Here is a 23279-nt window from a genome sequence, read left to right as displayed (position 1 = left end):
GAATAGGTTCTCCTCTATGAAACGAAATTATACGATTGTGTTCTCACGCATACAGGAATTCGCCATAGCAATGAGCAGCTTCATTCCGTGCAGCATGGCATCTTCGTCAAAATCAAATTTGCTATGATGATGTGGATAGTCAGCCTCTTTATCCGGATTTCCGGCACCCACAAACATAAAGCAGCCTGGAATCTCCTTAACATAATAGGCAAAATCCTCAGCTGGCATCAGCTTTTCCATCCGAATCACTTCAACAGATTCTCCTAAAGCCGCTGGGGCCACCTCGAAAAACCGCTGCACTTCACCATCGTGATTTACGAGGGGAGGATATCCCATAACGTAATCTATCTTAGCTTCTGCCCCGTAAGCGCTGGCAATAGAAACGGTCATTTCTTCGATTCGCTGGCGTATCAAATGCCGTGTCTCCTCGTCGAATGCCCGTACTGTCCCTGTGATCCTGCATTGCTCGGCAATGACATTTTGGGCGAATCCTCCTTGGATGGTCCCTACACTGAGTACAGCGGGCTCCAGCGGGTTCACAGAGCGGCTTACAATGCTCTGGAGCTGGGTCACCAGCGCCGCTCCCGCCACGATGCTATCAATGGTACGGTTCGGCATGCCGCCGTGTCCGCCTTTGCCAATGATATCTATAAAAAACTCGTCCGCAGATGCCATCAACGGTCCCGGAGCACTCCCTACAGTTCCCATAGGCAATGGAGTCCACAGATGCAGACCATACACCGCATCCGCTCCTTCTAACATGCCTTCGGCAATCATTCCCTGCGCCCCTCCTGGGCATACTTCCTCTGCGGGCTGAAAAAGAAAACGCAGCTCGCCTTCCAGCTCCTCAAGCCGGCTGCTGTAGTAAGAGGCTACACCGAGCAGTATGGAAGTGTGGCCATCATGTCCACAGGCATGCATTACCCCTTCATTTTGCGAAACGTAATCCTTCTTATTCTCCTCTTTAATAGGTAGGGCGTCCATATCCGCGCGAAGAACAACGGTTTTCCCCGGCCGCTTTCCCCGTAGTATGCCAAGCACACCATACCCTGTCCCGCTTCTTCTGACTTCAATTCCGAATTTGGCTAACTTATCTGCTATAAATGCTGACGTTTCCTTTTCATGAAAAGACAACTCCGGATGACGATGCAAATGGCGTCTCCATTCTACGATCTCCGGCATGAGCGAATCAACCGCTAAGCTCTTCATAAGTTCTCCATCCCCTTCTCGATAAACCCGCATCCATAGCAAGCGATAGCAGTCCTGTTCACTTTGTTCCAGCCGCGAACGACTATAATTCTTTTATTGTAGCAGAAACGCAAAAAACTGGGTATTGTTAGGCACTGCCTACTCTTGCACAACCTTTAGAAACATACTATCATGAGGTAGAACATCAGCAATCGGATCAGAAATTCATCATTATACTTCATAAGGGGGATATGCGTGCTATGATTTTTGAGAACACGGGCCTCGTAGGATTGAAGAGTGATCTTCTCTATCTGGACGAGAGTGCCACAAAAGCTGGCTTCATCCGCTGGCAATGGGAATACTATCGTGCCACTTACGACTGCAAAATTGAAGACCCACAGGATGGTGGCGAATACTTCCTACGCATTAACACTCGCGCTGTCGAGGGAAAGCTAGAGAAGTCTGATGCCGTACTTGCAATTGAAGCCGTATACTTAGGAAAAGCAACCTTCCCTCATGGCCTGGAATATGAATCTCCGGTGCCAAAACCAGTATTGGACACTGCTGCTAAGCGGATTCTTGAATTAAAGCAGCTGTTAGAGGCTTGAGTAACAGAAAGGGAACGACGAAACAAAATGTCAGCCTGCCCAAAAGAGGAACACCCGATTTCCAACTACTTATCTTAACACTACTACTTGTGGGTTTCGGTCTAGTCATGGTCTTCAGTGCTAGCTCAAGCTTAACCTTAGCAAGCTCGAAGTTCGGTAATGACCCTCTATATTTCATTAAACGCCAAGTGATCTGGATCGTACTCGGAACCGTTGTTATGTTTATAGCTATGAACATTCACTACAGTAAGTTTAAGAAGTGGTATGTACCTATTTTTATCATCACCGTTATACTTCTGCTCGTGGTAGCCTTCTCTGAAAAAATTAATGGTGCCAAGAGCTGGCTTAGTATCGGAAAACTTGGAATTCAACCCACCGAATTAGCCAAAATATCGATTATCCTGTATATCTCAGCACTCATCACCAAAAAAGGTGAACGGTTTAGAGATTTCCGTACAGGATATATCCCTGTAATGGTCATCGTGGGTATTGTTGCCGGACTTATAATGATGCAGCCGGATTTAGGTTCTTGCCTCATTCTCGTAGCTACCAGCGGACTTGTTATTTATGCCGGCGGTGCCAGCATGAAGCATATTCTGGGCTCTATAGCACTGCTAGTGCTGGGTGTAGGACTAGTTGTAGGCGCCAAAGCAGCGATTGATTCCTTATCTCCATCCGATAAAGCCACTGACACTCAGGATTATAGAAAAGGTCGTATCGTTGCCTTTTTAGATCCTTATCAGGTTGCTGAGGGTGATGGTTATAACATTATTCAATCCTTAACCGCTCTTGGCCAAGGTGGAGTAAGTGGTTCCGGCTTCGGCAAAAGCATTCAAAAGCTGGACTATCTAAAATACCCTTATACGGACTTTATCTTCCCCGTAATTGGTGAAGAGTTCGGCTTTCTGGGGACCTCCATATTTTTGATGTTATATCTGTATTTTATCTGGCGAGGTATTCTAATCGCTTTAAGGTGTAAGGATCCCTTTGGTACGCTCGTCGGAATTGGGATTATGGGCCTCATAGCCATTCAGGCCTTTGTCAATATCGGCGGTGTAACCAATACAATCCCTCTTACCGGCGTTACCTTGCCGTTTATCAGCTACGGGGGCTCTTCACTCCTTGTCAGCATGCTGTGCATGGGAATTATGCTAAGCATCTCAAGAGAAACCAACCTTCCTGCCAAAGAGGAAGTAACGAAATCTGTAACAACGGTTAGACAGGTTCGTTCCCGGTAAGCTTTATAAAGCCGGAGGTTAGGGAATTTACACATAAAAAAGCAGCCCAGGGAATTAACCTTGGACTGCTTTTTTGTGTACAAGTTTTTTAAGAGATTTCATCATTCTTGAAAGCTACGCCTTCAACTTTGACATTTACCTCAACAATATGAAGTCCAGTCATGCTCTCCACAGCTTCACGTACGTTCTGCTGAAGCATCCGGCACACTTCGTGGATCGGTGTTTCATAGAGAACGATAATTCGTAGATCTACTGCTGCTTCCAGCTGTCCTACTTCAACGGTAACGCCCTTCTGAACGTTCTTACCGCTTAGACGTTTCGCCCAGCCTTCTGACAGGCCACCAGACATGGCTGCAATTCCCGGAGTCTCCAAGGCAGCCAAACCGGCAATTTTTGAGACGACGTCATTTGAAATTCGTATATTTCCCATTTCCAGTTGAAGTTGTTCTGCCATGCCATATCCCCCCTACACTCATTATCAATTATTGTAATTCCAAAACAGGCTAAAAAGCAAATCACTTTATCGCTTTCTCGTTTACACCTAGGAACAATTTGGGTATATTGATTATGAATTCAATCTAAATACATAGATAGGAGTGTCCTTTACATTGAAAAAATGGATTTCACCATCACTGATGGGTATCGCCTTTATCCTTAGTGCGATCGGCCATTATGCCGATTGGGATCATACCCTGCAGTTCATTCTCTCAGCAATCGCTGTGGTGTTTGTGGCTGGTTTTCTCGGCAGGGCCACTGAAAGTGTAGCTCATTATGCCGGACAACGACTGGGCGGCTTCCTAAACGCCACCTTCGGCAATGCTGCTGAGCTAATCATTGCCTTCTTCCTGGTTAAGGAAGGATTGTTCGACATGGTCAAAGCCAGTCTTACCGGTTCTATTATCGGCAACCTGTTGCTTGTTCTAGGATTGAGTATTTTCGCCGGCGGGATGAAGTTCAAAGTTCAGAACTTCAACGTAACCCTTGCCGGAATGAATGGCTCCCTGATGATCGTTGCCGTCATTGCCTTATTTGTTCCCGCTATGTTCTTTACCACCCACTCTATTACGGAGAAGGATACCGATGTGCTCAGTTTAATCGTTGCCGGGCTGCTCATCGCTTCGTACATAGCTTGGCTAATCTTCTCCATGATCACGCATAAGAAACATCTAGAGGACGTTACAGAAGAGGGTAAAGAAGAATTAGCTCATGAACATGCCCCTGCTTGGTCCAAAAACAAATCCATCCTTTATCTCGTGCTTGCCACTGTAATGGTAGCCTTCGTGAGTGAGTGGCTGGTAGGAACGTTAGAGACTTTGACAGAACGTTTCGGATTCAGCGAGCTGTTTGTAGGTGCGTTCCTCGTAGCTATCATCGGTAATGCCGCAGAGCATAGTGCAGCCATTATGCTGGCCATGAAGAACAAAATCGGTGCAGCAGTAGAAATTGCGGTTGGAAGCAGTCTGCAAATCGCCCTGTTCGTAGCACCTGTCCTAATCTTCGCCAGTTATTTCATGGGTGATACAATGGACATAGTTTTTACGACCATCGAAATTGTCGCCATCGGTGTAGCTGTCTTTATTGCCAAATCAATTACTCAGGACGGCTCGACTAACTGGTATGAGGGTCTCTTGTTATTAACGGTCTACCTGATTTTAGGAGTCTCCTTCTATCTCGTATAATCATTATTAACCATTGTACACAACAAAAAGCGCACATGAGCGATTCGTCCTCATGTGCGCTTCTATAAATACTTAAGAAACCGATATTTATTCTTCCTTCGCTTTGTTGTTCAAAGCCTCGTAGAGTACTGCTAAGTTACGCTCCAGCTTACTTAGTACCATCTTACCAGTAATCTCTGGGACCAAACCTGCTCTAACCGCAAAATCCACTTCTCTGGAGAAACCGTACATCTGGGTATCCAGCACTTCCTCATAGAGAGGGCAGTAGCGTGTTGCCAGATTCTCCATCTGCACTTCTATAAGTTGCTGAATTTTATCGGCATCTTCTTGTAGAAGATTGATTGCTTTAAGATTATACTGTTCCTGTAATTCCGATGAAGTCATGCCTCTATCCCCCCCATGTCCAAAAGTTAAGCTGCTTTTACTATTTTACTTAATATTAGACGAAATCCGGTATCAATACAACAATTCAGTTTATACTAACCATATATTTAAAAGAACCTGCTGCGTTATCCTATCAAGTTTCGTATCTACTTCTAGAAAAAACGCCCCACCGAAAACCGGTAGGACGTTTTTAGCACGACTATTACTCAGCAACAACTGTGAATTTCAAACCGTGTTTTGCAAACACTTCAGTCATTGCCTTCTTAGCTTCTTCAGCATCTGCCCCATGAACATGAAGCTCATAGCTTTGGCTGGATACCAAAGTAGTGAACAAACCAAGGATACTTTTAACATCAATGTACTTGTTGTCCGCTTGAAGAACGATTGAAGAGTTGAACTGGCCTGCCGTTTGGGCAATATCGACAATTGCCGCATTGTTACTGGACATAGAAATCCCTCCGCAACTTGATTATAAAACTTTAGTCTTTTGTTATCATTTCTTATGATACATTGAATCCGCTTACTTGTGCAAGGAGTTTTCTTGTTATTACATTTTATTTCAAGTTTTCAGGATTCAGACCTTCGAGTTCCGGCAACACAAAAATTCCATCCTTACGGATCAATACATCGTCAAAATAAATTTCACCGCCGCCATAATCGGGACGTTGGATCAACACAAGATCCCAGTGAATGGAGGAGCGGTTACCGTTATCTGTAACATCATATGCTTGTCCTGGCGTAAAGTGCAGGCTGCCTGCGATTTTTTCGTCAAAAAGAATATCATTCATCGGGTGAAGAATGTAAGGGTTAAAACCAATAGCGAATTCGCCAATATGACGCGCGCCGTCATCTGAATTCAAAATTTCGTTCAAACGAGCGGAGTCATTGCTGGTGGCTTCAACAATTTTTCCGTTTTCGAATTTGAATTTGATATTTTCAAAGGTCACTCCATTATATACTGACGGTGCATTATAGCTGATCGTTCCATTTACAGAATCGCGAACTGGGGCGCTGTAAACCTCGCCATCCGGAATATTTTTTTGCCCGGAGCATTTCTCTGCACCGATTCCTTTAATCGAGAACTTAAGATCTGTTCCAGCACTCAAAATATGTACCTTATCCGTTCTGCGCATGAGATCAGCTAAAGCATCCTGAGCCTTGTCCATCTTGGCGTAATCCAAATTACACACTTCGAAATAAAAGTCCTCAAACGCTTCAGTGCTAATATTCGCAAGCTGAGCCATGCTCGCATTCGGATAACGCAGTACTACCCACTTCGTATGCTTCACACGTTGTTCGCTATGCACTGGATGAGAGTACAACGAGTTATACAATTTCATATTTTCTTCAGGAACATCGGACAGATCGTTCACATTCTCACCTGCACGAATCCCGATATAACAATCCATTTGCTTCATCCGGTTCAAGTCAATTTCAGCCCATGTCTGAAGACTCTCACGAGTTGCGTATTTAAGCATGCTGCGCAGGACTGTACGATCTGTTAATTGTACAAAAGCATGACCGCCGGCCTTGCCGATTTCCTCTACAACAGCTTTGATTAAATCTCTTTCATTGCCAATCATTTCGACGAGCACGTTCTCGCCTGGCTGGACATTTACGGAATAACCGACTAGGTTAGCTGCCAGCTTTTGAATTCTGGGATCTTTCATTGTGTATTCTTCCTTCCTCTGTCTAAAAAATAAGCAAGCTTTTCTATTGTAGCACGCCCTGTATGGAGCGCAAGACCTGTGGGATAATGTGAAAATCAACGAAAGCCTGAAAAATTCACCTGTGATACATAAGTTTCATTATCAGATTCATTCCCCGCTTCCGAATAGGTAACCTTACGATTTAAGGTGAGCTTTCTCGGCAGATTATGTTTTGTATCAACGGTTAAATGGTAGACAGTTTCAACATTAGCTTGTTTCAGCTTTTGCTGTAATTCATTATTTTTCTTCTCCCATAGCTCCACCAAAGCTTGCGTAACCGCCTGGTCGTTCTTTGTTATTTTTTCAGCAGAATCTGGTGTTTCAGGTCGAAGGTCTTGCATCTCTTTTTCCAATTCAGCAGTCAGCTGCTTTCTGGCCTCAGCAGGCGACAGCTCGATCCGCAGCACATTCGTCCCTCTGCCTGCACCCGCATCTTCAGTCACATTAGCCTCCATGGATTGCAGCTCCTCCAGCTGTTTCAACGGATTAAGCAAAGCAAGCGGATTTCCGTCCTCAGAGGAACCTTCAGTGGTCAACGCTACCCATTCCCCCTCTTTTTTCTCTAGCTGACTATGGAAAGCTTTCATAGAAGTGATGCTGCTTTTTAAATCTTTAGCGCTATTTGCTGATTTTTTTGTGGCTGAGGATTTATCAGGAAGCAGTGTATACAGATTAACCTTCTTATGGTCCTGTACTGTGCCTTCGTAAAATATCATGGATTCCGGAACGGTCTTTCCACCTTTTGTAAGCATGGTTGACCCTTTAAAAGTAACCCCATCGCTGCCCGTTATACCCGCTAACACCAAACTTAGATCTTCCTTGGCTGGTTTGTCTCTAATAACGCTGCAACCGCTGTTGAACACGCAGGACAAGGTAAAAATCATAAGAACTAACCCCTTCAGTAATAATGACTTTCTCACGGTCATCAGGCCTTTCTTGGAGTATTTTACTTTACAGCCCACTATAGGGTTCTCCCTTCCTGCGCGCCTTATACAGATGCAAATACGTTGCTGTAATCGGTTTCCATACATTGCTCTAACTTATGCGCGTTTGTCGCTTGCTTCTGAATGTCAGTACATACCACCTTCAGACTCACGAAGTTACCGCTGCCAGTCGCCACACCGTTGAAGCTTTCGGACACAGCTGACCTTAATTACAGTATTTTGCGGTATTTCGTATGCCAACGGACTCCATTGCAGCTATTGACCCGAAATACGCCCGATATGCCCCTCTTACTAAGCAATAGCGTCTCTGGTGTCCGAAAACATGCCCCAAAGGCAAAATACATGCCAATAGCGTCATCTGGGTCCGAATGCCTCGCAGCGGCATATTTGATACACAGTCGAAGCGCCAGCCAACTATTAAAAACAATGACCAGCAACTCCTTATTACGGGAGAACTGCTGGTCAAATGCCGATGTGCGAATATTACCGATGCCAGTTGCCGCACCGTTGTCTCTAACGGACACAGCTGACCCTTAACGCAGCATTTCCCGATATTTCCCATACCAACGGACTCCAGCGCAGCTATTGACCTTAAAAACGCACAAAATGAGTCTTTTTCCAAGCAATAGCGTCTCTGGTGTCCGAAACCTTGCTGAAAAAGCTAAAATCATGCCAATAGCGTCATCTGAGTCCGAAGGCCTCACAGCATGATGGATACACAGTCGAAGCGCCAGCCAACTATTAAAAACAATGACCAGCGACCTTCCAATTACGGGAGAACCGCTGGTCAAATGCCGATGTGCGAATATGACCGCTGCCAATCGCCACCCCGTTGTCTCTAACGGACACAGCTGACCCTTAACGCAGCATTTCCCGATATTTCCCATACTAACGGACTCCAGCGCAGCTATTGACCTTAAAAACGCACAAAATGAGTCTTTTTCCAAGCAATAGCGTCTCTGGTGTCCGAAAACATGCCCCAAAGGCAAAATACACGCCAATAGCGTCATCTGAGTCCGAATGCATCGCAGCGGCATGTATGATACACAGTCGAAGCGCCAGCCAACTATCAAAAACAATGACCATCGACTCTCCAATAACAGGAGAACTGCTAGTCACGTACCGATGCGCGAATATGACCGCTGCCAATCGCCACCCCGTTGTCTCTATCGGACACAGCTGACCCTTAACGCAGCATTTCCCGATATTTCCCATACCAACGGACTCCAGCGCAGCTATTGGACCGAAAATCCTCCGACATGCCTCTCTAACTATGCAATAGTGTCTCTGGTGTCCGAAAACATGCCCCAAAGGCAAAATACACGCCAATAGCGTCATCTGGGTCCGAATGCATCGCAGCGGCATATTTGATACACAGTCGAAGCAGCAAGCCATCTGCCAAAACAAAAAGCAGCGACTCTCCAATAACGGGAGAACCGCTGCTCTGCTATTTTTTTTACTTATGAGGCAATCCCTTCACACCGCTGCCATTCTCTTTAGTGTCAACGATCACTTGGTTACGCCCATTGTTCTTAGCTTTATACAGTGCCATATCTGCTCGATAGAACAGGGATTCGACGCTTACACGTTCGTCCATCCAGCTCCATTCTGCTATACCGCAGGACACTGTTACATTAGGTTCGGTCTCATTCATCACTCGCTTACGAATACGTTCAGCCACATTTACTGCCTGTTCTACTCCCATTAATGGTAAATAGACCGACAGTTCTTCTCCACCCCACCTCGCAGCAATATCCCCTTGACGGATGGAGGACTTCACAATTTCACTGACCTCTTTTAAGATCTTGTCGCCCTTTTGATGACCATAGGTATCATTCACCATCTTGAACTGATCGATATCCACAACAATTAAGCAACCGCAAAAATCTGTAGACTGCCGTTCCTTTATTTCTTCGTCCAGATAATGACGAGCATAAAGTCCAGTTAGGCTATCTCTGTTCGCTAGACGTCTAACTTCGGCATGCAGCCTTGCATTCCCTACAGCTAGTCCAATATGCCCCGCCATCGCCTGAAGCAATCTGTAATTGTCATAAGAGAAATAATGGGCATCGCGATGCGCCAACATGATGGCACCACGCACTTCACCACCTACACTTAAAGGTGTGGCAATCAGCGACTGCGACCCGGTAGCATTCATTAAACGAGAAGTAGTATTAGGATTATCTATGTAGTTAGACATGATTAATGATTCCCCAGTAGTATAGACCTTCCCGCCTAAACCTTGTCCTACTTCTAAAATTTCATTTTGCAAGGAGGAATGATTGCAAGCAATAACCTCTAGCCCGCCCTTTTCTTCGTTCATATGTAAAATACAGCAGTAGTCAGCGCCAAACATCTCAAGCAGCTCTTCAAACGCAAATTGAAAAATATCCCCTAAACGCAAGCTCTGATTCAGCCGTTGTGTAAGTTCGTTACTCATACGCAGCTCACGAATGAGCTGATTGGAGCGTTCATACAGCTTGGCATTCTCAAAAGCAGTACCTGCGGTATCCGCCACCATCGAGAGAAACCGTAAATCTACATCCATAAAGATCGAGTTATCCATCACCATGTGGAATACGCCATAAACCCCTTGCTTCCCGCCTAGCGGAAGACCAATCTCTACAATGTGTTGATCTTCAGTGTTGGTGTTCAGAGCAACACGGCCGTCTTTAAATGCTCTAGCGCAGACATCATCACTGGACATCTGAAACGGTAAAGGTTTGACCTGCGGATGAGTGCTGCGGTGATCTTGCGACATAAACAGCTCAAGCCTAGCACCAGGGTACATTGCAGAAATGCTATCTATAACCTCCGTAAGCACAGCGTTCACATCAATATTGTCATGCATCCGCTGAACGATCTGAAATAACAAGGAGCGGCGATTGCTCTCACGTTCAGCATGTTGATGAACACTCGCAAGATCAGTTACAAAAATATGTTCAAACTTATGATAGAATATGGTCCGGTACTGCAAAGATATAGCCTCAGCAGTATCTCGTCCACCCATTAAATATTGTTGTGTCGGCATAGCACAGCCCAGGAAGGCAAAAATTTCTTTGTCAACGCGAGTGATGAGCGGTATAGTAAAAAAGCTCATATCCTGACCCTGCACCGTAAGTTGAACAGATGAGGTTGCGCCAGAAAGTAAACTAGCTGCAGCCGCTTGCTCCCATTGGTGCCTCCATCGTTCTTGCTGATCGGCAATATTAGCAAAATATCTGCCTTCAAAATTCAGCACACACCAATCCCATGATTTAGCGAATGGTAGAGCCTCTAGCCCATCGATCCATTCCTCGAAGCTGTCTGCAATCAGATTGGCCAAATATGGGAAGTCATGGGACACTATTTCCGTTTCCCTAAGCCAGGCGGTGGGATCTTCGGAATCTCTACTAGTGTGCAATTTGTCCTGTATCAGCATACGACTGTCTTGAGAAGCGTATGCTTTCTGTTCTGACATAACGAAGATCCCCTTTGCTTCTCATTTAAGAAAAAAAACCTTCCCAATTAACATCTAATTAACTATATTTTACTCCCTTTCTTTGTGTATTGCATTATATTTTCCTTATTTCCGGGATTTTTTTTAGGACCAAAGAACTAACGACAAAGAATGACAAAAACTCTTTTAATATGCGCTTGACTTTATATGCTACTTTCATATAATATTTATTGTTGAACAAGACTGTAACAAGTCTTACTTGGGCGTAACGTTGTGTCACCCTCACGCATTTCGTTACTGCCAGGGCAGCGGCTGAACTTCCCTGGTAGTGTGGAAGCCATTAATGCTAATCACGGATACGAAATGCGGCGCAAATAGAGCCCTAACCTGAAATTTCAAATATAAAGGAGTCTACTATAACATGGCACGTTACACCGGACCTAAATTCAAACTCAGCCGCCGTCTGGGCATTTCCCTTAGCGGTACAGGCAAAGACCTGAAACGCCCTTTCCCACCAGGACAACACGGCGCTAACCAACGCAGAAAAGTAAGTAACTACGGAATGCAGCTTTTGGAAAAACAAAAACTGCGTCACATGTACGGCTTGGGAGAGAAACAATTCCGTACTCTCTTCGCTAAAGCACAAAAACTTCCAGGTCTTGCGGGCGAAAACTTCATGTTCTTGCTTGAAAGCCGCTTGGACAACCTAGTTTACCGTCTTGGATTTGCTAACTCCCGTGCTGGAGCACGTCAGTTGGTATCCCACGGACACGTAACTGTAAACGGCAAAAAAGTCGACATCGCTTCTTACCGTGTAAGCTTGGGCGACGTTATCGGTCTTCGCGAGAAGAGCCAAGGCATGGCTTCCATTAAAGAAGCTCTTGCTAACCGTAACCACCTTCCAGCTTACCTGGAATATGCTGAAGGATCTTTCGAAGGTAAATATATTCGTTTGCCAGAACGTTCCGAGCTTTCCCAGGATATCGATGAGAAACAAATCGTCGAGTTCTACAACCGTTAATATCTCGCTTTTAGCGGGTATGACCGAAGCCTCCGGATTAATCCGGGGGCTTTTTGTTATGTCAATATCCTAAATTCCATGCCGTTTGTAAAAGGTTATGCTCCCGCAAATCATACCCTAAATTACTTTATTTATAATTTTTGCACAAAAGTCGAATCTTAAGACCATGAGAATCAGGTAGAAGCGCATTCAAAAACGCCAATTTATGCTATAATAATTCCGTTAAAAGGAGGAATTATCGTCGATGGCTCAAGAGAACAAGAAAAAAAACGCTAAGAAGCCTTCACCCCGCAGATCCGCCCTAAGCAGGTTCGGTTCTGTAGTTAAGTGGATGTTTATTCTTGGAATAATAGGCGTTCTATTTGCCGGTGGTGCTGTAGCAGGCTATGTCGCTTCCATTGTGAAGGATGAACCTGTTCGCTCCGAAGAAATGATTCAGCAGCAGGTCAGTCAAAATGCGATCACCGGATTCGCTTATTTCCGAGACGGCGCACCGATCGGCCAGCTTCGGACAGAAGAAGACCGAAGGCTCATTGAATTCAACGATATCCCCCAGCTTATTATCGATGCAGTTCTCGCTATAGAGGACAATAATTTTAATGAGCATAATGGCGTGGATTTCAAAGGCACCTTACGTGCCGTCAAACAAAAGCTTCTCAATGAATCCGTTCAGACCGGAGGCAGTACACTCACCCAGCAGCTCGCAAGACGTGTATTCCTGAATCTGGATCGGACAGAAGATCGCAAAGTAAAAGAAATTCTACTTTCTCTTAGATTGGAACGCTTCTTGACCAAACAAGAAATATTAACGGCTTATCTGAATAAGGTTCCTTTCGGCAATGGCTCGAATGGCTACAATGTATTCGGAATTAAAGCAGCAGCCAAAGGGATATTCGGTCTAGACGATCTGGACAAATTGAACGTGGCTCAAGCAGCTTATTTGGCTGGTCTTCCGCAGCTCCCTTCCACTTATTCTGCATTTAATGGCATAGGTGAATTCAACGAAAAAGCTTTCAACAGAGCTATGGACCGTCAACATCTTGTACTTCGTCGTATGCTTGAGGAGAATAAGATCACTACCTCTCAATATGATGAAGCCCTTCAATTTGATATCAAGAGTTCTCTGGCGCCGCACACCAAAAAAGCCTATGCTACCTATCCATACCTGATGATGGAGACTGAGCGTAAAGCATCCGAGATCCTTCTATCATTGAATGAAGAGAAAAATGGCACAACGGATGCCAATAGCACTACTGACAATGCCGTGTTACTTGAGGAAGCAAGACAGCAGCTCATGACCGGCGGTTATCGAGTCTACACAACCATTGATAAAAAAGTTTACAATGCAATGCATAGTGTCTCAGAAGACAGCAATAATTTTACTAAAGACAGCAAAACCAAAGGTATGGAACAAACGGCTGGCATGTTAATCGACAACAAAAGCGGAGCCATTCTCGGCATGATTGAGGGTCGCGACTTCAATATTGAGCAGATGAATTATGCTACCCAAATGATCCGTCAGCCCGGATCGACCATGAAGCCAATTTCAGCTTATTTACCAGCCTTAGATGCAGGGCTAATTCAGCCTGCCGGGATTGTGGATGATGCGCCAATTATTCTAAAAGACGGCGGAAAAGGATTCCACATTCCTAAGAATGCCAATAATCGCTATCAAGGTCTGGTCACTGCCCGTTACGCACTTAACAAATCGCTCAACTTGCCTGCGCTTAAGCTGTTTAATGAAAAGGTCGGAATAGAGAAATCTTGGGCCTTTACTAAAAAGCTGGGGATCACCACCCTCACAGATGATGATTACAGCGCGCAGACTGGGGTTATAGGTGGTCTCAAATACGGAGTATCCGTAGAAGAGTTAACCAATGCCTATTCCGCTATCGGCAACCAAGGTGCCTTTAATGATGCCTACATGATTGAGAAAATTGTCAATTCAGAGGGCAAAATTATCTATCAGCACAAGGTTAATCCTGAGCAAGTATTCTCTAAGCAAACAGCTTACCTAATGACAGATATGCTGCGAACTGTAATTACAGAGGGTACAGCCAGCACCGTAAAAAGAGAATATAAACACTCTAAAGAAATTCCGATTGTCGGTAAGACTGGATCTACCCAGAATTATGGAGACGTATGGTTTATGGGCTACACTCCTGATGTCACACTTGGAATGTGGGTCGGCTACAAAGAGCAAATCAACACCCTTACGGGAGATACACAAAAACGTCAAGCCCAAACATTATGGGCAAAAGTGTTGAATGCTGTCATTGATAAGCAGCCGGAACTATTCGTCACAGACAAATTTGCACAACCTGAGGGAATTATCAAAAAGACAGTTTCCGCATATAGCGGCAAACTGCCAACATCTCTGACTGATAAATTCACAACGGATATATTTAATACAAAATATGTGCCAAAAGAGAGCGACGACGGGATTTCCAAAGCCAAGTATATTACTTACAAAGGCGTCAATTATATCCCGTTGGAAGGCACTCCAGAGGAGTTCCTAAAGGAAAAAATCGTCGTTAAACGCGAGAAGCCGATACAGGAACTAGTCAAAGAACTCCTGGCTGCCTTCCCTAAGATGAAGGATCATAAATCACTGGAGTATTATATGCCAGCCGATGCCAAGACGGATTTTCCAACAGAAGTTGATCCACGTGTGGACGATGGGGCTTCCCCTGCTGCTCCCGGAAATGTTAACGTCTCTTATAGCACTGGTAAAGCGGTCATCAGCTTCTCCGCTAGCAGCTCGGCAGATGTTGTGGGATACCGCTTATATCGTTCATTAAACGGAGGTTCTTTCCAGAAGCAATCTATACTCATGGCAGATGAGAACAAGGTATTCACACCGGGTACACCTGCAAGTGCTAATGCAACCTTTTATGTAACAGCCGTGGATGTTGCAGGTAATGAGACGGCTTCTGGCAGCGTTGCTGGAGGGATTACACCAACGCCCGAAGCAACTCCTACACCTGATCAACAACCTGGTACAGAGGCGCCTACAGAGCCTGAGACGACACCAGGAGACGTTATTGAGGATCCAGGTAACATTCTCCCGCTACTACCGACGGAAACACCAGCCGGCGGAGGTAACAGTACTGGAGGCAGTAATAATACCACAGCAGGTAATAATGCAGGGACACGTTAACCCAAAGATCATTAAATAATTTCACACAGCAAAACACCGTTCCCATGAATTCATCCGGGAACGGTGTTTTTTTACAATTCATTCTAATCCTCAATCGTGGATAGATCTCCTGTCGGTAGATGCAGCTCCCATGCCTTCAGTACACGCCGCATGATTTTACCTGATCGTGTCTTCGGAAGTTTATCCTTAAACTCGATTTCCCGCGGGGCAGCATGTGCAGACAGACCCGCTTTGACAAAAGCGGCGATCTCCTCTTTCAAGGCAGCAGTTGGAGTATAACCTTCTCTAAGCGAGATAAAAGCCTTAATAATCTCCCCCCGCACAAGATCCGGTTTGCCGATTACACCCGCTTCTGCCACTGCCGGATGCTCCACTAATTTGCTCTCCACTTCAAATGGACCAATACGCTCACCAGAAGAGTTGATGACATCATCAATTCGTCCCTGAAACCAGAAGTATCCTTCGTCATCCATATAAGCTGAATCGCCAGAAATGTACCAGCCAGGAATCCGGAAATATTCCTCATACTTCGTCTGATTGTTCCATATCGTTTTCATCATGGATGGCCATGGAGTTTTTATAGCAAGATTCCCCATAGAAAAAGGCGGGAGAACATTTCCCCGGTCATCCAGAATCGCTGCTTCAATCCCCGGTAACGGACGGCCCATCGAGCCTGGTTTGATATCCATTGACGGATAATTACAAATCAATTGTGCCCCTGTTTCAGTCATCCACCAAGTATCATGAATACGCTGATTGTAAAATTTATCTCCCCAACGTACTACTTCCGGATTTAACGGTTCACCAACCGATAGAACATGGCGCAAACTGCTTAAATCAATCCCCTGTAAAGAGTGCTCCCCTGCACCCATCAACATACGAAAAGCTGTAGGTGCGCTGTACCATACAGATACCTTATTCCGTTCGATTGTCTTATACCAATCCTGAGGACTAAAGCGGCCGCCTCTGACTACATTGGTCACCCCGTTTAACCAAGGGGCAAATATGCCGTATGAAGTTCCGGTCACCCAGCCAGGATCTGCCGTACACCAGTATATATCGTCTTGACGTAGATCTAGCACTACTCTACCTGTATAATAATGTTGAATCATTGCTCTATGCACATGATAAACGCCTTTGGGCTTACCTGTAGAACCAGAAGTATAATGCATAATAAGGCCATCGTCCAAATCAAGCCATTCTAAATTAAGATCAGCAGAAACGTTAGCCATCTCTTCTGCGAATCCTAAGTTTCCTTGCTCAATATCAGTTGCTCCACCTACTAGAAAAATATGACGCAGCTCAGGAAGCTCTTCTCGCTTGACCCGATGCAGCAATTCTGGCGTAGTTACCAGCGCAACAGCCCCACTATCCTCCAAACGATCCTTAACCGCTGTTTCCATAAAGGCTTCGAATAAGGGTCCTGCTATCGCTCCGATTTTGAGAATACCTAGCAGACTGAAATACAGTTCCGGTTGGCGAGGCATAAAAATAAATACCCTATCTCCTTTACCGATGCCATATTTACGCAATACATTTCCGAACCGGTTCGACCGCTCCTGCAGATCGGCAAATGTATAGGATTCTTCCCGTACAGTGTCACTGTAGAGTAGGGCCGTTGCCGTTCCCCGCCCTTCATCCACATGGCGATCAACGGCTTCATAGGCCATATTAACCTTGCCGGTTTCATACCATGAGAAATTACGTTCAACATCCTCCCACTCAAAATTGGCTACTGCCTCCGCATAATCAGACATATTGGAGCTCTGCACACGACCCGGCAAAATTTCGCTATGGACTTGACCCATCACTCTTGCCTCCCTCACTCGTTTGATTTAAGCTTTAAGGGTAAGACTCATGTTTTAAATAATGATGTCAATGTAATGAATGTGAATTTTTTATGTCTGAATTAGTATACCATAGCAAGCGTTTACATACCATTTTTTTGATCTGAAAGGAGCACTGTCATGGAGCATCGCAAAATCCCTATTTCCCATACTCTCTCCTATATGGGTAGAACGATAACCGTGAGCGGACCCCGATCTCCCGAGGAACTTGAAGTCCTGCATATGCATCAGGACCTTGATGCTTTCCGCAGGCCATTAGAGCAGCAAGAGGCGCTCGTAGAGATCGCCAGCTTGCCAGAGGGCCGTGTAATTACCGCAGTAGAGAATGACGTTATAGTAGGCTATGTGACCTTCCATTATCCAGATGAAATGGAGTTATGGTCACAGGGTGGGATGGAGGATCTTATTGAGCTTGGAGCGATAGAGGTGAGTAATGATTATAGAGGGGCCGGACTAGGCCGGCTGCTGATTTCTACTGCTTTTGAGCGGGAGCAATTGGAGAATTGTATTGTTTTTACAACAGAGTATTACTGGCACTGGGATTTAAAAGGCAGTGGGCTGGACGTATGGGCCTATCGCCAAATGATGGAACGGCTGATGAAAACCGTAAATATGGTTTGGTATGCTACGGATGATCCAGAAATTTGTTCACATCCCGCTAACTGCCTAATGGTTCGCATTGGACAAGAGGTGCCCATGTCCTCCCAGGAGACCTTTGACAGAGTACGTTTTAGACAACGCTTTATGTATTGATCATTAAATATGCTGCAGCATAAATTCTAATATGGAATGGGAGCGTTGTGAAGATTGTACTGTAAATTCCCTGAAATTCACCTCAGCTGATCCATCAGACTTATCTGACATGGAGCGAATGATGACAAAGGGCGTGGCGTTCATATGACAGACTTGAGCAACCGCCGCCCCTTCCATTTCCACACAAGCTCCATCCATTTGGTCTCTTAATTCAGCTACAATCTCCGCATTAGAAATGAATTGATCACCAGATAACACCTTGCCTATCAAGTACTTTTGACCTAGCTCATTGCATGCCTTCTCAGCAAGCTGTACTAGCGCAGGGTCTGCCTGAAAGACGGAAGTCTCCTGATAAGGAATTTCGCCTCTTGCGAACCCAAGCCCCGTAGCATCCATGTCATGTTGTACACATGTAGATGCTATAACAATATCTCCAATATTCAATTCTGGATGTACTGCTCCAGCAACCCCCGTAAACAGCACACGGGATACGCCAAAATTATCAATTAGAATCTGAGTCGTAACTGCTGCATTTACTTTACCCACGCCAGATTTACAGAGCACTACGGATTTTCCTAATATGTTTCCTATGTAATATTGTATACCTGCTTTAACTTTTGTCCGCTTGTCCTCCATACCCTCTAGAAGCAGCTTGATTTCTTCATCCATAGCTCCGATTAATCCGATGACTTCACTCACAGTAAATACCTCCTTTGAAGATTTATTTAGCAAATAAAAACATAAAAAGCTCCATAAGGAGCTTTTTACGGAATAACTGTTCAGTTCTTAAATTACTTATTTAGATGATTAACCGACAAGCGGAGAATCGTTTCATGAGGCAGGATAACCCGCGGATTCTCAACGGTTTCTTTCTTCATAAGCTTGGTCAAAAGTCTCATCGCAACTGCGCCCAAATCGTACATAGGCTGAGCTACGGTTGTCAGCAAAGGACGAACCATCGAAGCCATACGAATATTATCCACACTAATGATGGAGAAATCATCCGGTACCTTCAGACCTTCATCTTGAATACTGTGAATGGCACCAATAGCCATTTCATCCGTTGCCGCAAAAATAGCGGTTGGTTTCTTCTTGAGTCCAAGGAAATACTTCATTGCTTCTACACCAGATTCATAGCGGTAGTTACCGATGCGTACCAAATCCTCTTGGTACTCGATTCCTGCCTGTTCCAATGCTTTCTTGTAACCATGGAAACGTGCATATCCATTTGCAGGATCCTGCAGTGTGCCACTGATCATAGCGATCTCACGATGACCGTGACGAATCAATGTGTTCACAGCATCAAAAGCAGCGGTTTCATGATCGATGTCAACGGAAGGATAAGTTCCCTTCTCATCCCGTGTAGCACATAGAACAATCGGAACTGCAGAAGTCTGGAAAGCTTGAATATGTTCGTCAGTTACTGTACCACCCATGAAGAGCAGACCATCGACCTGTTTCTCCAAAAGGGTATTAATGACACGAATTTCTTTCTCTTTACGCTTATCCGCGTTACACAATATGATATTGTAATGATACATGTTCGCGATATCTTCAATCCCGCGTGCAATTTCTGCAAAAATCGAGTTTGAAATATCAGGGATGACAACCCCAACGGTTGTCGTTTTCTTACTGGCAAGACCTCTTGCCACGGCATTGGGACGATATCCCAAACGTTCAATCGCTTCAAAAACTTTCTTCCGGGTCTGCGGTTTCACGTTAGGGTTATTATTCACAACCCGTGATACCGTAGCCATAGATACGCCTGCTTCTCGAGCTACATCGTAAATGGTTACCGTCAAATTACTCTCTCCATTGCGATAAATTTTATCGTTCGACTAATTAAAAATATGATACGACACTTTGTACATTTGTGCAATGATAACGCTTCATTTTCCTTTCAAAATTTCTTTCAAGGCTGAAAACGTCACCCTGGATTAAAATTGTGACCAGTGCTGGTTAACCTGTCCAAGAGCATCAATAATGTAACTTCTATCTATCGTAACAAAAAGTGAGTGAAAAATCCAACATTCCGTGAAAAATTTTCATTATTTTCACACAATTTTTTTATAATCTTCATTTTCAGTCATTTGGAAGGTTAATTGAGACAATCTTCGACTAGTTTCTTCCATCCAATGCTGGTCTGACAGCTTCTCAGCTAAACGATAGATATCGAGAAGCATATCGACTCGGGTCTGAATCCTCTCTCGGATTATCGTCTCTAGTTCTGATATTCCCCCTATTATAGTTTCTGACAAGGATTCTTTTAATACACTGGCCAATTCATTTCTCTCCGTAAACAAAAAATCTTTTCCCGGATCATCTCCACTGAGTTCTTTTACTAATTTGCCTAGATCTGCTTTAATAAACTGCAAAGGTTCATAACTAGCGCATTCTGGGCAGGTATAGACAGGAACATGAGTAATCTTCATCTTCGTATTAAAAATCAAAGAATGCATATGTAAGTTCATGAGGCCACCACAACTGCACAACTTCTCCATCAAATTATCTTTATACATCTTCTACACCTCTTGCACAAAATTAATAACGCACAAAGTTTGACTTTTTCAACTTCTATATTCGACTCCACTCGATTAAAACCCTCCTTTATTGCATATAATGATTAAATTGGCAATTTGTCTATAATTTACATCCCTAAAGATGACTTCATATTTTAAATTTGATAGAATAATGAAAGAATCATGGGAATCGAAAGGAGCTTAACTAAATGAGACTAGCCGGTAAAAAGGTCATAGCACTCGTAGACGATGAATTTGAAGATTTGGAGCTCTGGTATCCCGTGTATCGGGTGAGAGAAGAAGGTGCCGAGGTTCACTTGGCAGGTCTGGAAAAAGATAAGACGTACATCGGTAAATATGGCGTACCTGCTAAAGCAGAATACTCCTGGGACGAGCTTAATGCCGCAGATTATGATGGGATTTTGGTTCCAGGCGGCTGGGCTCCTGATAAAATCCGTAGATACAGTGCCGTTCTAAAGCTTGTACAGGATTTTAATGCGGCTAAAAAACCGATTGGGCAGATCTGCCATGCAGGCTGGGTATTAATTTCTGCTAAAATTCTGGAAGGTGTAACCGTCACCTCCACGCCAGGCATCCGTGATGACATGGAGAATGCCGGAGCCATCTGGAAGGATGAAGCTGTGGTTACGGATGGACATATCATTTCTGCTCGCCGCCCGCCAGATCTTCCGCCATACGGCAAAGCCTTTTGCGATGCACTAGCTGGGGAATAAACAGTAGGAATATAGTTAAAATCAAACAAGCCCTGTTTCTCACAATTTGAGGAACAGGGCTTTTGATTTGAGGCGTTTAAAATCCAGATGGTTATCTAATCCGCATGGAATCCGTCTCCATGATCATATTTGGATAATTTGTAAACCTAAAAGTCAAAGGTTGAGGCAGCTTTTCTTTGCCTACGTTAAGATAATAAGTTATTGTAGTTCCCTTAGCGTCTTCACGGTATTCTCTATATCTAGAATAACTCTCAGAATCATGTACAAGCCAATGTCCGCTTCCAGCACTATCCACAAAATTATCATCTATCCCAAAACCGGTTGCTTCATGCAACTCCTCAACTTTTTTGGGAATCAATAAGTCCAATAATATAATCCCCTTCTCCTCATCCGCGGTCCGTTTAGAAATCGTGAGATAGTTATCCGGTGCCTTTAAAATCTGCTGTGTTTCCGTGTTAATCACTAGCTCGACCTCTGACTGATCTAGAGCAGAGATTCCCTCAACTTCAAGTTTGATTGGATCATCAGGTCTCATATTGTCATTGTGGTAAATATTCGAACCACTTGCCCACATTAGTTCCTCTTGATGATCCCCTTTTCCGAGGACAAGCTTAGGTGAAAGCAAACTGAAAATTCTCATTGTATTCTCTCTGCCAAAGGTTTGTCGCATATAAATACCCGTAGGCCCAATATAAACCTGGTCCATTATAATTTTCTGTCCGCCGATAGACAGACTATCCTTCAGATCAACGAGTTCTCCTTCAAAATAATTGTTATCAGCTTCCAGTGGAATTTTGACATCCATTTCTTTTATATCCTTGTTATTAAAAACTTGACCAAGATCATCTGGAAAAAGCGATAGTGTGATATTCAACTCCTCTGGTATCTCATCCTGATATTTATCCCAGACGATTTGCTCATACATACGAGTCGTCCCAGGGGACCCAACCTCTTGTGCATTAGAAGTGCTAAACCCGCTGTATCCACTAAGGTGGTATTTATCCTCTGGAGTCTTTTTCAAAGACAAGCCAAAAAGCCGCATCTTCTGATCCGTATTGTTCTGGATTGTATAAAGCACAGCAATGCCTCTTCGGTCTGCAATGATTCCATTAACAGTCCATGTTATCCCGTCCACCTCAGGAGAAGAGATATTTACCTCCTTCATCATCCCCGCATCAAGTGCTGATTTAATCGTCAGATTATTAGCAATAACGGGTCTAAACACTTCAAGCTGACCCCAGCTTTTTGGAGGTAATTGCGCACGTACGGGATTTATCATCTGATTTGCCCAAGGCACAATTATAAGTAAGGGGAATGCCAAGACTACCAATACAACAACAGCGTACTTTTTTCTAAAAGACAAACGTGAACGGTTCCCTTGCTGCATCCCCTTGCGGATCGCGGTGTCCAGTTTTACATCCAGAATTTCTTCTGCCTCCGCATCGATTTTCTGAAAATAATCTTTAAGCAGCTTCTCTTCAGACTCAGCCATAAAATAGCTCCCCCTTCCGCTTCATTTTGTCACGCAGTTGTTTTAATCCTTTATTCAGCCATGTCTTCACTGTGCCCTCGGGTTTATCCAGCACCTCTGCAATCTCGGCAAGGGTCATATCCTTGTAATATTTGAGCACCAGCACTTGGCGATATTTGGGTTTCACTCCATCCAGCGCTTGTTCCATGTCCAGTCTGCGGTCACTTTTCATCTCCATGATCCCCTCATCACTTCGAGCAGCTTCTGCGACTGTATTCCTCTTTCGGCGCTTCAGCTCATCATTACAGCAATTAATCAAAATACGTGTTAACCAAGGAGCGAAACGCTCCGCATCTTTTAAGCTTTTTCGTTTAATCCATGCACGGCAGGTGGCCTCCTGCAAAACCTCCAGCGAATCCGCTTCATTTCGCAAATAGCTGTAAGCAATGCTATAAAGTTTTCTTTTCTGTCCAGCCACTTGCTCATAAAACAGCTCTTCATCCGTAGCAGCCATTTCCATTTCGTCATTTATAATGTGATCCATTTTCGGCCCGCCTCCCCCCTTGCCTTTATTCTTAAATCGGT

24 protein-coding genes are annotated in these 23279 nt (G+C 44.4%); 7 read left to right on the top strand and 17 right to left on the bottom strand.

Going from position 1 to position 23279, the window contains the following annotated elements; genetic code table 11:
• Window positions 1–27: 27 nt before the first annotated feature.
• The gene (locus MHI32_RS12220) at window positions 28–1209 is read right to left on the bottom strand and encodes a M20 family metallopeptidase (RefSeq protein WP_076301804.1); all 1182 of its coding nucleotides are present in this window, start codon (window positions 1207–1209) and stop codon (window positions 28–30) included.
• Between the two features lie 239 nt (window positions 1210–1448).
• On the opposite strand from MHI32_RS12220, the gene MHI32_RS12215 reads away from it, so the two are divergent.
• Window positions 1449–1796, top strand: a complete 348-nt coding sequence (locus MHI32_RS12215; protein ID WP_036686159.1) for a YugN family protein — start codon at window positions 1449–1451, stop codon at window positions 1794–1796.
• A complete protein-coding gene (gene ftsW / locus MHI32_RS12210) occupies window positions 1793–3034 on the top strand; it encodes a putative lipid II flippase FtsW (protein ID WP_081388260.1) in 1242 nt (413 codons plus the stop codon). Before MHI32_RS12215 ends, ftsW begins: the two co-directional genes overlap by 4 nt.
• A gap of 88 nt (window positions 3035–3122) precedes the next feature.
• On the opposite strand, the gene MHI32_RS12205 is transcribed toward ftsW, so the two are convergent.
• Window positions 3123–3488, bottom strand: a complete 366-nt coding sequence (locus tag MHI32_RS12205; protein WP_019911482.1) for an Asp23/Gls24 family envelope stress response protein — start codon at window positions 3486–3488, stop codon at window positions 3123–3125.
• Window positions 3489–3642: 154 nt separating this feature from the next.
• Here MHI32_RS12205 and cax point away from each other — a divergent pair, with 154 nt between their 5' ends.
• Entirely contained in the window at window positions 3643–4713 is a 1071-nt protein-coding gene (cax, locus tag MHI32_RS12200) for a calcium/proton exchanger (RefSeq protein WP_036686157.1), read from the top strand.
• Between the two features lie 87 nt (window positions 4714–4800).
• Here cax and MHI32_RS12195 read toward each other — a convergent pair whose 3' ends face one another.
• The 9 genes from MHI32_RS12195 to MHI32_RS12155 all read right to left on the bottom strand — a co-directional run bounded on the left by MHI32_RS12195 (window position 4801) and on the right by MHI32_RS12155 (window position 11210).
• On the bottom strand, window positions 4801–5097 hold the full coding sequence (locus MHI32_RS12195; protein ID WP_036686156.1) for a YlaN family protein: 297 nt from the start codon (window positions 5095–5097) through the stop codon (window positions 4801–4803).
• Between the two features lie 202 nt (window positions 5098–5299).
• Window positions 5300–5545, bottom strand: a complete 246-nt coding sequence (locus tag MHI32_RS12190; protein ID WP_036686154.1) for an HPr family phosphocarrier protein — start codon at window positions 5543–5545, stop codon at window positions 5300–5302.
• Window positions 5546–5651: 106 nt separating this feature from the next.
• Entirely contained in the window at window positions 5652–6767 is a 1116-nt protein-coding gene (locus MHI32_RS12185; protein ID WP_036686152.1) for an aminopeptidase, read from the bottom strand.
• A 95-nt stretch (window positions 6768–6862) separates the two neighbouring features.
• Window positions 6863–7768, bottom strand: a complete 906-nt coding sequence (locus MHI32_RS12180) for a hypothetical protein (protein ID WP_340012430.1) — start codon at window positions 7766–7768, stop codon at window positions 6863–6865.
• Window positions 7769–7794: 26 nt separating this feature from the next.
• Entirely contained in the window at window positions 7795–7947 is a 153-nt protein-coding gene (locus tag MHI32_RS12175; RefSeq protein WP_179087520.1) for a hypothetical protein, read from the bottom strand.
• Window positions 7948–7959: 12 nt separating this feature from the next.
• Entirely contained in the window at window positions 7960–8274 is a 315-nt protein-coding gene (locus MHI32_RS12170) for a hypothetical protein (protein WP_340012429.1), read from the bottom strand.
• Between the two features lie 9 nt (window positions 8275–8283).
• Window positions 8284–8637, bottom strand: a complete 354-nt coding sequence (locus MHI32_RS12165) for a hypothetical protein (protein WP_340012428.1) — start codon at window positions 8635–8637, stop codon at window positions 8284–8286.
• 1 nt (window position 8638) lies between these two features.
• On the bottom strand, window positions 8639–8965 hold the full coding sequence (locus MHI32_RS12160) for a hypothetical protein (protein ID WP_340012427.1): 327 nt from the start codon (window positions 8963–8965) through the stop codon (window positions 8639–8641).
• Window positions 8966–9206: 241 nt separating this feature from the next.
• Window positions 9207–11210 carry a sensor domain-containing diguanylate cyclase gene (locus tag MHI32_RS12155; RefSeq protein ID WP_076219420.1) on the bottom strand — a complete coding sequence of 668 codons (2004 nt, stop codon included), beginning with the start codon at window positions 11208–11210 and terminating at the stop codon, window positions 9207–9209.
• A 400-nt stretch (window positions 11211–11610) separates the two neighbouring features.
• On the opposite strand from MHI32_RS12155, the gene rpsD reads away from it, so the two are divergent.
• Window positions 11611–12210, top strand: coding sequence for a 30S ribosomal protein S4 (rpsD, locus tag MHI32_RS12150; RefSeq protein ID WP_036686147.1), 600 nt, complete (start codon window positions 11611–11613; stop codon window positions 12208–12210).
• A gap of 244 nt (window positions 12211–12454) precedes the next feature.
• Window positions 12455–15370 (top strand): transglycosylase domain-containing protein, encoded by a 2916-nt coding sequence (locus tag MHI32_RS12145; protein WP_076189866.1) that lies wholly within the window; start codon window positions 12455–12457, stop codon window positions 15368–15370.
• A gap of 83 nt (window positions 15371–15453) precedes the next feature.
• Here MHI32_RS12145 and acsA read toward each other — a convergent pair whose 3' ends face one another.
• Window positions 15454–17178 carry an acetate--CoA ligase gene (gene acsA / locus MHI32_RS12140; RefSeq protein WP_340012426.1) on the bottom strand — a complete coding sequence of 575 codons (1725 nt, stop codon included), beginning with the start codon at window positions 17176–17178 and terminating at the stop codon, window positions 15454–15456.
• A 159-nt stretch (window positions 17179–17337) separates the two neighbouring features.
• Here acsA and MHI32_RS12135 point away from each other — a divergent pair, with 159 nt between their 5' ends.
• Entirely contained in the window at window positions 17338–17970 is a 633-nt protein-coding gene (locus tag MHI32_RS12135) for a GNAT family N-acetyltransferase (protein ID WP_076303480.1), read from the top strand.
• Window positions 17971–17973: 3 nt separating this feature from the next.
• Here the strand turns inward: MHI32_RS12135 and MHI32_RS12130 are convergent, their stop codons facing one another.
• From MHI32_RS12130 to MHI32_RS12120, 3 genes are all read right to left on the bottom strand, one after another.
• Complete coding sequence (locus tag MHI32_RS12130; protein WP_076183358.1) at window positions 17974–18669, bottom strand: 5'-methylthioadenosine/adenosylhomocysteine nucleosidase; 696 nt, start codon at window positions 18667–18669, stop codon at window positions 17974–17976.
• Between the two features lie 92 nt (window positions 18670–18761).
• On the bottom strand, window positions 18762–19772 hold the full coding sequence (gene ccpA / locus MHI32_RS12125) for a catabolite control protein A (protein WP_036686140.1): 1011 nt from the start codon (window positions 19770–19772) through the stop codon (window positions 18762–18764).
• A gap of 252 nt (window positions 19773–20024) precedes the next feature.
• On the bottom strand, window positions 20025–20489 hold the full coding sequence (locus MHI32_RS12120; RefSeq protein WP_076129122.1) for a hypothetical protein: 465 nt from the start codon (window positions 20487–20489) through the stop codon (window positions 20025–20027).
• Window positions 20490–20698: 209 nt separating this feature from the next.
• On the opposite strand from MHI32_RS12120, the gene MHI32_RS12115 reads away from it, so the two are divergent.
• Window positions 20699–21223: a type 1 glutamine amidotransferase domain-containing protein gene (locus MHI32_RS12115; protein ID WP_076189861.1), complete on the top strand. Its 525-nt coding sequence runs from the start codon at window positions 20699–20701 to the stop codon at window positions 21221–21223.
• A 91-nt stretch (window positions 21224–21314) separates the two neighbouring features.
• Here the strand turns inward: MHI32_RS12115 and MHI32_RS12110 are convergent, their stop codons facing one another.
• Together MHI32_RS12110 and MHI32_RS12105 are read right to left on the bottom strand one after the other, a co-directional pair.
• On the bottom strand, window positions 21315–22715 hold the full coding sequence (locus MHI32_RS12110) for a DUF4179 domain-containing protein (protein WP_340012425.1): 1401 nt from the start codon (window positions 22713–22715) through the stop codon (window positions 21315–21317).
• The gene (locus MHI32_RS12105) at window positions 22708–23238 is read right to left on the bottom strand and encodes a sigma-70 family RNA polymerase sigma factor (protein ID WP_094902125.1); all 531 of its coding nucleotides are present in this window, start codon (window positions 23236–23238) and stop codon (window positions 22708–22710) included. Before MHI32_RS12105 ends, MHI32_RS12110 begins: the two co-directional genes overlap by 8 nt.
• Window positions 23239–23279 lie beyond the last annotated feature (41 nt).

Origin of the sequence: Paenibacillus sp. FSL H7-0690 (genome assembly GCF_037980415.1) — a bacterium.
Classification (GTDB): domain Bacteria; phylum Bacillota; class Bacilli; order Paenibacillales; family Paenibacillaceae; genus Paenibacillus_AQ; species Paenibacillus_AQ odorifer.
The sequence above is the reverse complement of the archived record's forward strand: the minus strand, read 5'-3'. Positions and strand labels throughout refer to the sequence as shown.

What these genes read in the sequence shown, in the direction of transcription:
- MHI32_RS12220 (WP_076301804.1), bottom strand. Translation starts at nt 1,209, where the DNA reads ATGAAGAGCTTAGCGGTTGATTCGCTCATGCCGGAGATCGTAGAATGG.
- MHI32_RS12190 (WP_036686154.1), bottom strand. Translation starts at nt 5,545, where the DNA reads ATGTCCAGTAACAATGCGGCAATTGTCGATATTGCCCAAACGGCAGGC.
- MHI32_RS12165 (WP_340012428.1), bottom strand. Translation starts at nt 8,637, where the DNA reads ATGGGAAATATCGGGAAATGCTGCGTTAAGGGTCAGCTGTGTCCGTTA.
- MHI32_RS12115 (WP_076189861.1), top strand. Translation starts at nt 20,699, where the DNA reads ATGAGACTAGCCGGTAAAAAGGTCATAGCACTCGTAGACGATGAATTT.
- MHI32_RS12145 (WP_076189866.1), top strand. Translation starts at nt 12,455, where the DNA reads ATGGCTCAAGAGAACAAGAAAAAAAACGCTAAGAAGCCTTCACCCCGC.
- MHI32_RS12160 (WP_340012427.1), bottom strand. Translation starts at nt 8,965, where the DNA reads ATGGGAAATATCGGGAAATGCTGCGTTAAGGGTCAGCTGTGTCCGATA.
- acsA (WP_340012426.1), bottom strand. Translation starts at nt 17,178, where the DNA reads ATGGGTCAAGTCCATAGCGAAATTTTGCCGGGTCGTGTGCAGAGCTCC.
- MHI32_RS12215 (WP_036686159.1), top strand. Translation starts at nt 1,449, where the DNA reads ATGATTTTTGAGAACACGGGCCTCGTAGGATTGAAGAGTGATCTTCTC.
- MHI32_RS12185 (WP_036686152.1), bottom strand. Translation starts at nt 6,767, where the DNA reads ATGAAAGATCCCAGAATTCAAAAGCTGGCAGCTAACCTAGTCGGTTAT.
- MHI32_RS12120 (WP_076129122.1), bottom strand. Translation starts at nt 20,489, where the DNA reads ATGTATAAAGATAATTTGATGGAGAAGTTGTGCAGTTGTGGTGGCCTC.
- MHI32_RS12105 (WP_094902125.1), bottom strand. Translation starts at nt 23,238, where the DNA reads ATGGATCACATTATAAATGACGAAATGGAAATGGCTGCTACGGATGAA.
- MHI32_RS12195 (WP_036686156.1), bottom strand. Translation starts at nt 5,097, where the DNA reads ATGACTTCATCGGAATTACAGGAACAGTATAATCTTAAAGCAATCAAT.
- rpsD (WP_036686147.1), top strand. Translation starts at nt 11,611, where the DNA reads ATGGCACGTTACACCGGACCTAAATTCAAACTCAGCCGCCGTCTGGGC.
- MHI32_RS12155 (WP_076219420.1), bottom strand. Translation starts at nt 11,210, where the DNA reads ATGTCAGAACAGAAAGCATACGCTTCTCAAGACAGTCGTATGCTGATA.
- MHI32_RS12135 (WP_076303480.1), top strand. Translation starts at nt 17,338, where the DNA reads ATGGAGCATCGCAAAATCCCTATTTCCCATACTCTCTCCTATATGGGT.
- MHI32_RS12205 (WP_019911482.1), bottom strand. Translation starts at nt 3,488, where the DNA reads ATGGCAGAACAACTTCAACTGGAAATGGGAAATATACGAATTTCAAAT.
- MHI32_RS12110 (WP_340012425.1), bottom strand. Translation starts at nt 22,715, where the DNA reads ATGGCTGAGTCTGAAGAGAAGCTGCTTAAAGATTATTTTCAGAAAATC.